Origin of the sequence: Haloferax profundi, assembly GCF_001469865.1 — an archaeon.
Classification (GTDB): Archaea; Halobacteriota; Halobacteria; order Halobacteriales; family Haloferacaceae; genus Haloferax; species Haloferax profundi.
The window spans coordinates 1-7,105 of sequence record NZ_LOPV01000162.1; the positions used below are offsets into that span (position 1 = coordinate 1).

Consider the following 7,105-nt stretch of genomic DNA (forward strand, 5'->3'; position numbering starts at 1 on the left):
GCGTACGCTCCGAGAACCAGTATCTTGGGTGACGAACTGAGTGGGTCGCCACCGGGGAAGAGTGCGCGCGTCGAGGGAGGTAACGTCATCGCCAGCGGGAAGACGAGGGTGAGTCCAGCGAGAATCAGACTCTGCCACGCGAGTTTTTGAGATATCGACTGCTTAAACAGACTTCGCCGCCGGACGCGGAGTTGCTCGTACGGGGACCCGTCGATCAACGCCGACGCGATTGGGTCTTCGAAACTGTCGTCTTGGACCATACTGTACAATCGACGGGTCCGATACCGCAGTATAAAATATAGTCGGTCGAAAAATCGTTCGTTTACCGTGATTGTTCAAAAGTAGTGGTCTTTCGCCGGGCGTGGTGAGACGATTAACATACAGTTCAACCACCCGTGCGCCTCTCGGTCTGTTCGGGCACCTCTGGTCACCATTCCGTGTTCTCGCTTCACTCCCACTGTACTCGTTCGGTTCGGGTACGCAGAACCGCCACGAATCGACGACCCTCAGGCGACTGGGACACTATGTGAGTCGAAACGGACACACGTTTTTGGTCACTGACAGTGACCTGTCGAGTATGAAGACGCGTCCACTGGGCGAGACCGGTCACGACAGTAGCATCATGACGTTCGGCACTATCGCGCTCAACTGGCTCGAACAGGAGGGTGCAGACCAGATGGTCGAACTCGTGCTCGACAGAGGGGTCAACCACTTCGACGTGGCCCCGATGTACGGGGACGCCGAACTGAAGTTAGGGCCGAAGCTTCGGCAACACCGCGACGACATCTTCCTCGGGTGTAAGACCCAGGAACGAACCTACGAAGGCGCGAAGCGAAAGCTCGAGCAGTCGCTCAACCGCCTCGGTGTCGACCACATCGACCTCTATCAGGTCCACGGCCTCGAGTACGAAGAGGAGTTAGACACCATCACGGGCGACGGCGGCGCGCTCGAAGCCTTCAGAGAGGCCAAAGAGGAGGGGCTCATCAGCCACATCGGCCTGACGAGTCACAGCGAACCACAGCTCATCCTCGACGCCATCGACCGAATCGACGACCTAGAGACGCTCATGTTCCCGATGAACCCCGTCGTCGCCGGGAAGGACGACCCAGACCACGACTACGCGGCGGTCCTCGAACGAGCAGAGGAGGAGGGCATCGGAACGCTCGGTATCAAGGCCTTCGCGAAGGGGCCGTGGCCGTCGACGGACGAACTGCCGGAAGGAGACCGACCGTACGCGAACTGGTACGAACCGGTCGATACACCCGCCGAGATCGCGGAGCGATTCGACTTCGCTGCGTCGCAGGGGCTGACGAGCGTCGTCAGCATGGGCGACCCGAAACTGATGGCGATGGTCCTCGACGCAGCACAGCGGTACGACGGAATGGACGAGGCGGCACAGCGGTCGCTCATCGAGAGACTCCGCCACGAGGAGAGTCCGGTGCCGGAGCAACTCCACCACTGAGCACGGCGCCCACCCAGACACCGAATGGACGTTCCAACGACGGTCACGACGGCCCTCGAAGACCGACCGGTCTCCGGTGCCGTCTGTCTCGAAGCGGGTGCTGGCCTCGGCAACACCACGGCGGGACTACTCGCCGCAGGTGCGAGTCGCGTCTACGCGGTTACGACCAATCCCGACCACGCCTCGCACGTCCGGAAGCGAGTCGCACCCGACGACACAGACCGGACCGCAGTCCTCGAAGCAGACGTTCGCACGCTCCCACTGGCAGACAGTTCGGTCGAGATTATCACCGCCCACGGGTTGTTCAACGTCCTCGCCCCGAAGACGCTCGATGCAGTCGTGAGTGAGTTGACTCGGGTCGCCGCACCGGGATGTCACCTCGTCGTCGACGACTACGACCCACTCCCCGAGACTGCCGCTGTCCGTGACCTCTTCGCCCTCGAAAACGCCGCGTCTGAATTGGCGAACGGAACCCCGGCGCTCACGTTCTACCCGGCGGGCGTCCTCCGTCGGTCGTTCGTCGCCGAAGGGTGGGAGTACGACCGAGAGCGAACGCTCCTCGACCCGGTTCCGTGGACCGAAAAACACCTCCGAGCACACGCGAACGCCGCCACAGCACTGGCGTCGAAGCTCTCGCCCGAACTGGCGGACCCACTCACTGAAGCGGCCGAACACCTCAGGCAGACTATCGGTGACGAATCGGTCGGCCAGATGTACAGCCTCGCGTTCCGGCTCGAATAGTATCCGAATAATTACACAATTTCGCTTCAGGGAGCGTTTTAGTACGACTGGTCCGTCGAACGACGTAGGGAGGGATGTCGGAACACCGTCACCCGCGACGACTTCGGCCCTCCACTTCACACCCACCACACCTTCGACACCCTCTCCACGTATGAATGCAGACGCCTACCTCGTCCGACTCGGACTCGACCCCGACGCGTTCGTAGAACCCACTCTCTCGGCCCTCGAACAGGTGCAGCGAACTCACGTACAGACGGTTCCATTCGAGACACTCGCCGTCACCGGCGACCCCTTCGACGAGTCCGACGACGGTGACGGCGTTCGACTCGAACGTCCCCACCTCTTCGAGAAAATCGTCGAACGCGAGCGCGGCGGGTTCTGCTTCGAACTCAACGGCCTGTTCAACTGGTTGCTCTGCGAACTCGGATTCGACGCCGACCGAATCGCTGCCCGCGTCGTCGGCGACGACGGTGCAGGCCGCCCACCGGCCAATCACCACGCGAACGTCGTCGAACTCGACCAGAGGTACGTCGTCGACGTCGGGATGGGCGTCCCGACGATGCGGCGACCACTCCCACTCGATGGGTCGATACGGACCGACGACGTCGGTGTCTCGTGGCGCGTCGTCGAGTGTGACCGCCCCGACGAGACGTACACGACACAGTACCGAGACGACTCGGACGCAGACTGGCAGAACAGATACTACTTTTCGGACACACCGCGGGAACTGACGTACTTCGAGGCGACGTGTGACTACCTCCAGTCGGCACCCGAATCGCCGTTCACGGGCGACCCCGTCGTCTCCCGTGCGACCGGCGATGGCTACGTCAAACTCAGGCCAGACAGTCTCGTGCGGCGCGTCGGGTCCGAGGAGACGGAGGAACCTGTCGAAGCGGGAGCGTGGCACCGTGTCCTCGAACGCGAGTTCGGAGTTCGGTATCGACCTGCGTAGGTCAGGTCGTCACCGATTCTTGGGGAGTCAGGTCGTCACCGACCCTCGATACCGTTGGGTTCTCGACGGCCGACTCTCAGAACAGGCCGTGAATCGTCCCGTCGTCGTCCACGTCGATGTCGAGGGCGGCGGGGCGTGCTGGGAGTCCCGGCATGGTCATCACGTCGCCCGTGAGTGCCACGACGAATCCGGCACCTGCGGCGGGGTAGAGTTCGCGGACGTGGAGGGTCCAGTCGGTCGGTACCCCCGTGTTCGAGGCGTCGTCGGACAGCGAATACGGCGTCTTCGAGAGACAGACCGGAAGTGAGTCGAACCCGTGTTCGGCGAGTCGGTCGAGGTCTTTCTCGGCGTGCTTCGAGAACGTCACGTCTGCCGCGCCGTAGACGCGCGTGGCGACTGCCGTAATCTTCTCGCGGAGTGAGTCGTCGAGTTCGTACGTCGGGCGGAGGTCCGCGTGACCTGATTCGACCTGCTCACGGACGAGTTCGGCGAGTTCCGCCGCACCCGGTCCACCTTCGGCGTGTGCCGTAGAGACTGCGGCAGGAATCTCACGCGTCTCACACGCGTCGAGAATCGCGTCGACTTCGGCGTCTGTGTCGTCGGGGAATCGGTTGACTGCGACGACGACGGGGAGGCCGAAGTCCCGAATCGTGTTCACGTGGTGAAAGAGGTTCGGAAGGCCGTCGCGGACCGCGTCGGGGTCCGGTTTCGCGAGTACGTCGAAGTCTGCTGGCCACATATCGAGTCCGTGGCGCTTGAGGCCGCGAACCGTCGCGACGACGACGACTGTCTCCGGTGCCGCACCCTCGCGGGAGACGATGTCGAGGAACTTCTCGGCACCGAGGTCGGCGCCGAATCCTGCCTCCGTGACGAGATAGTCTGTGTGCGCGAGACCAACGTCGTCGGCGACGAGTGTGTTGGTTCCGTGGGCGATATTCGCGAACGGTCCGCCGTGGACGAACGCCGGGACACCTTCGATAGTCTGGACGAGGTTGGGCCGCAATGCGTCTCGAAGCAGGGCGCTGACCGCACCGGTTGCACCGATATCGTCGACAGTGACCGGCGCACCCTCGTGGTCGGACGCGAGGACGATTCGGCCGACACGGCGACGAAGGTCTGGGAGGTCCGACGCCAGACAGAGAACGGCCATCAGTTCGGACGCCGCGGTGATGCCGAACCCACCTTCTCGCGGCGGGCCGTTGACGCTCCCGCCGAGTCCGACGACAGTCTCTCGGAGCGCTCTGTCGTTCACGTCGAGCGAGCGTTTCCACGAAATCCGGTCGACGTCGACGTCGAGTTCGTTCCCGTGGTGGATGTGGGCGTCCAGCATCGCCGAGACGAGGTTGTGCGCGGCGGTGAGCGCGTGAATGTCGCCGGTGAAGTGGAGGTTGATGTCCTCCATCGGAAGGACCTGCGAATAGCCACCGCCGGCGGCACCACCTTTGATACCGAAGACAGGGCCGAGCGACGGTTCACGGACCGCGACGGCGACGTTCTCGCCGACGTGGGCGAGTCCCTGCGCGAGTCCGACCGAGATGACGGTCTTTCCCTCGCCTTTCGGCGTCGGCGTGATGCCGGTGACGAGGACGAGCGACCCATTTCGACCACGTTCACGGGCGGCATCGACTGCCGACTGCGTGAGTTTCGCCTTGTTCGACCCGTAGCGCTCGATGTCGTCGGGAGCGAGGCCGAGTCGCGCGGCGACTGTCTCGATATCGTCGAGCGTCGCTTCCCGGGCGATTGCTTCGTCGGATGGAATCTCTGATGTGGGTGTGGAGTGCGACATAATGGTCTCTGTCTGATGATTCGGACAGAAGACGAATGAAAGGGGTTCGTGACTCTAAGAAGCCGAGAATCGAGGGAGAGAGGCTCACGCACGCCAGCGAGTGAGTCGCTCGTCGTCGCGGGTTACTCTGTCTCGTCGCGAGGCGTCCACCCGTCTTCGATGCCAACGAGGTGGTTCACGCTCCCCGGCCCGGTTCCAACGTCGGCAGGGGACGAGAGCGCCGCGTGGGTGAACGCGATTCCGTGCTGGACGGCCGACGACAGGTCGTCGCCGTGGGCGAGTCGCGCGGCGATGGCGCTGGAGAGCGTACATCCCGACCCGTGGGTCGCTTCGGTGTCGATGCGCGAGTTGGTGTACGTCGTCGTCTCGTCGGGGGTGACGAGCGAATCGACGACGGTGCCGTCAGTCGTCTCGACGTGGCCCCCTTTCAGGAGGACGGCGTCGACACCCCAGTCGAAGAATCGCTCCGCGACGGCCCGAACGGTCTCTGGGGAGTCTGGGACGACACCCGTCAGTTCGGCCGCCTCGTCCGCGTTCGGCGTCACGAGCGTCGCCTGTGCGAAGAGGTCGGTGTAGGCGTCGATGGCGTCTGTTTCGAGCAATCGGTCGCCGGAGGTGGCGACCATCACTGGGTCCACGACAATCGGTCCGTCGTAGTCTTGGAGGCAGTCGGCGACAGTTTTCACCCCGTCAGCGGTGGCCAACATACCGAGTTTGACGGCACCGACGTCGAAGTCGCGGTGGACGGCGTCGAACTGGGCGCGGACCGCCGCTGTCGGAAGGACGTGCGTCTCGTCGACCCCCTGTGAGTTCTGCGCAGTGGCGGAGACGAGGACGGACCCACCGTAGACGCCGAGTCGAGTCATCGTCTTGAGGTCGGCCTGAATGCCAGCCCCGCCGCCCGAGTCGCTGGAGGCGATGGTGAGCGCGTACGGCGGTCTCTGGGGAGTAGGCGACGCCGTCCCTCGTGGTGTTTCGGTCACGGTTCACACCTCGATACGCTCGATTCGACCGGTCACGTCGGGCGCAGCGTCGGCGAGTCCCGCGACGGCATCGAGGAAGGCAATCTTGTAACTTGCCGGGCCGTGGTACGCGCCGAACGACCCGTCTGCGGCCAGTTCGCCCGCGAGGCCGTACGCGGCAGTCGCAGACAAGGCCGCCTGAAGCGGGTCGTCCATCGCCGCCGCGAAGACGGCGAGCGTCACCCCTTGCATGCACCCGGTTCCGACGACGTTCCCCATCATCGGGTGCCCAGTGTGGACTTCGAATGCTTCCTCGTCGGTGGCGACGATATCCGTCTCGCCGGACGCGACGACCACAGCGCCCGTCTTTCGGGCGCACACGATGGACGACACGGCGATATCGCCGTACTCGCCGACGGACTCGACACCGCGAACCTCGGCGTCGTCGCCCGCGATGGCCGATATCTCGCCGTAGTTCCCGTTGAGAACGTCCACGTCGAGGTCGGTGACGAGGCGGTCGGCGACGCGGGTTCGAGTCGGCGTCGCGCCGACACCGACAGGGTCGACGACGAGTGGGACGCCGGTGTCGTTCGCCGCCTCGCCGGCGGTGAGCATCGTCTCTTCGCCCGTCGCACTCACGGTTCCCATGTTCAGGAGGCACCCGTCGGCGATGGCGACCATGTCGGCGACTTCGCGTTCGTCGTCCGACATCACCGGCAACCCGCCCCAGTGGAGCGTGATGTTCGCCACGTCGTTCACCGTCACTTCGTTCGTGACCGAGTTGACGAGCGGTGTCGTCTCCGAGACTGCCGAGAGCGCAGATTCGAGCGACACGTCGCTGCCGGTCATCGTCCGTTCCTCCCTGCTTCGACGGCAGCAGCGAGGCGACGCGTCGCCGCCGCCGGGTCGTCAGCGGCCGTAATCTCCGAGACGACGGCGACGCCATCGGCACCCGCCGCGACGACGTCGGCGGCGTTCTCTGCGGAGATACCACCGATGCCGACGAGGGGAATCGACACCGCGTCGGCGACTGCTTCGACCGTCTCCAGACCGATTTCGGTCTGTTCGGCCGTGGTCTGCTTCGACGAGGTTGCGAAGACGGCACCGACGCCGAGGTAATCCGCTCCTGCGTCCTCGGCGGCCGTCGCCCCCGCGACAGTCGACACGGAGCGACCGATGACGGCGTCTGCGCCCAGTTGGTC

The 7,105-nt window shown here is 64.3% G+C and carries 7 protein-coding genes and 1 pseudogene; 3 read left to right on the forward strand and 5 right to left on the reverse strand.

Annotated features, from left to right (window positions below; all coding sequences use genetic code 11):
- Positions 1 to 260, reverse strand: a pseudogene (locus AUR66_RS08515) (hypothetical protein); the annotation flags it as partial.
- A 317-nt stretch (positions 261 to 577) separates the two neighbouring features.
- On the opposite strand from AUR66_RS08515, the gene AUR66_RS08520 reads away from it, so the two are divergent.
- The 3 genes from AUR66_RS08520 to AUR66_RS08530 all read left to right on the forward strand — a co-directional run bounded on the left by AUR66_RS08520 (position 578) and on the right by AUR66_RS08530 (position 3,155).
- Positions 578 to 1,462, forward strand: a complete 885-nt coding sequence (locus AUR66_RS08520) for an aldo/keto reductase (protein WP_058572030.1) — start codon at positions 578 to 580, stop codon at positions 1,460 to 1,462.
- A 24-nt stretch (positions 1,463 to 1,486) separates the two neighbouring features.
- A complete protein-coding gene (locus AUR66_RS08525) occupies positions 1,487 to 2,203 on the forward strand; it encodes a class I SAM-dependent methyltransferase (protein ID WP_058572031.1) in 717 nt (238 codons plus the stop codon).
- Between the two features lie 151 nt (positions 2,204 to 2,354).
- Positions 2,355 to 3,155: an arylamine N-acetyltransferase family protein gene (locus AUR66_RS08530; protein WP_058572032.1), complete on the forward strand. Its 801-nt coding sequence runs from the start codon at positions 2,355 to 2,357 to the stop codon at positions 3,153 to 3,155.
- 76 nt (positions 3,156 to 3,231) lie between these two features.
- Here the strand turns inward: AUR66_RS08530 and AUR66_RS08535 are convergent, their stop codons facing one another.
- From AUR66_RS08535 to AUR66_RS08550, 4 genes are all read right to left on the reverse strand, one after another.
- Positions 3,232 to 4,941 carry a formate--tetrahydrofolate ligase gene (locus AUR66_RS08535; protein ID WP_058572033.1) on the reverse strand — a complete coding sequence of 570 codons (1,710 nt, stop codon included), beginning with the start codon at positions 4,939 to 4,941 and terminating at the stop codon, positions 3,232 to 3,234.
- A 122-nt stretch (positions 4,942 to 5,063) separates the two neighbouring features.
- Positions 5,064 to 5,924 (reverse strand): bifunctional hydroxymethylpyrimidine kinase/phosphomethylpyrimidine kinase, encoded by an 861-nt coding sequence (gene thiD, locus AUR66_RS08540; protein WP_058572034.1) that lies wholly within the window; start codon positions 5,922 to 5,924, stop codon positions 5,064 to 5,066.
- 3 nt (positions 5,925 to 5,927) lie between these two features.
- The gene (thiM, locus tag AUR66_RS08545; protein WP_058572035.1) at positions 5,928 to 6,752 is read right to left on the reverse strand and encodes a hydroxyethylthiazole kinase; all 825 of its coding nucleotides are present in this window, start codon (positions 6,750 to 6,752) and stop codon (positions 5,928 to 5,930) included.
- Positions 6,749 to 7,105 (reverse strand): thiamine phosphate synthase (locus AUR66_RS08550; RefSeq protein ID WP_197409708.1); only part of this gene is annotated, 357 nt, incomplete at its 5' end. The genes thiM and AUR66_RS08550, both read right to left, overlap by 4 nt.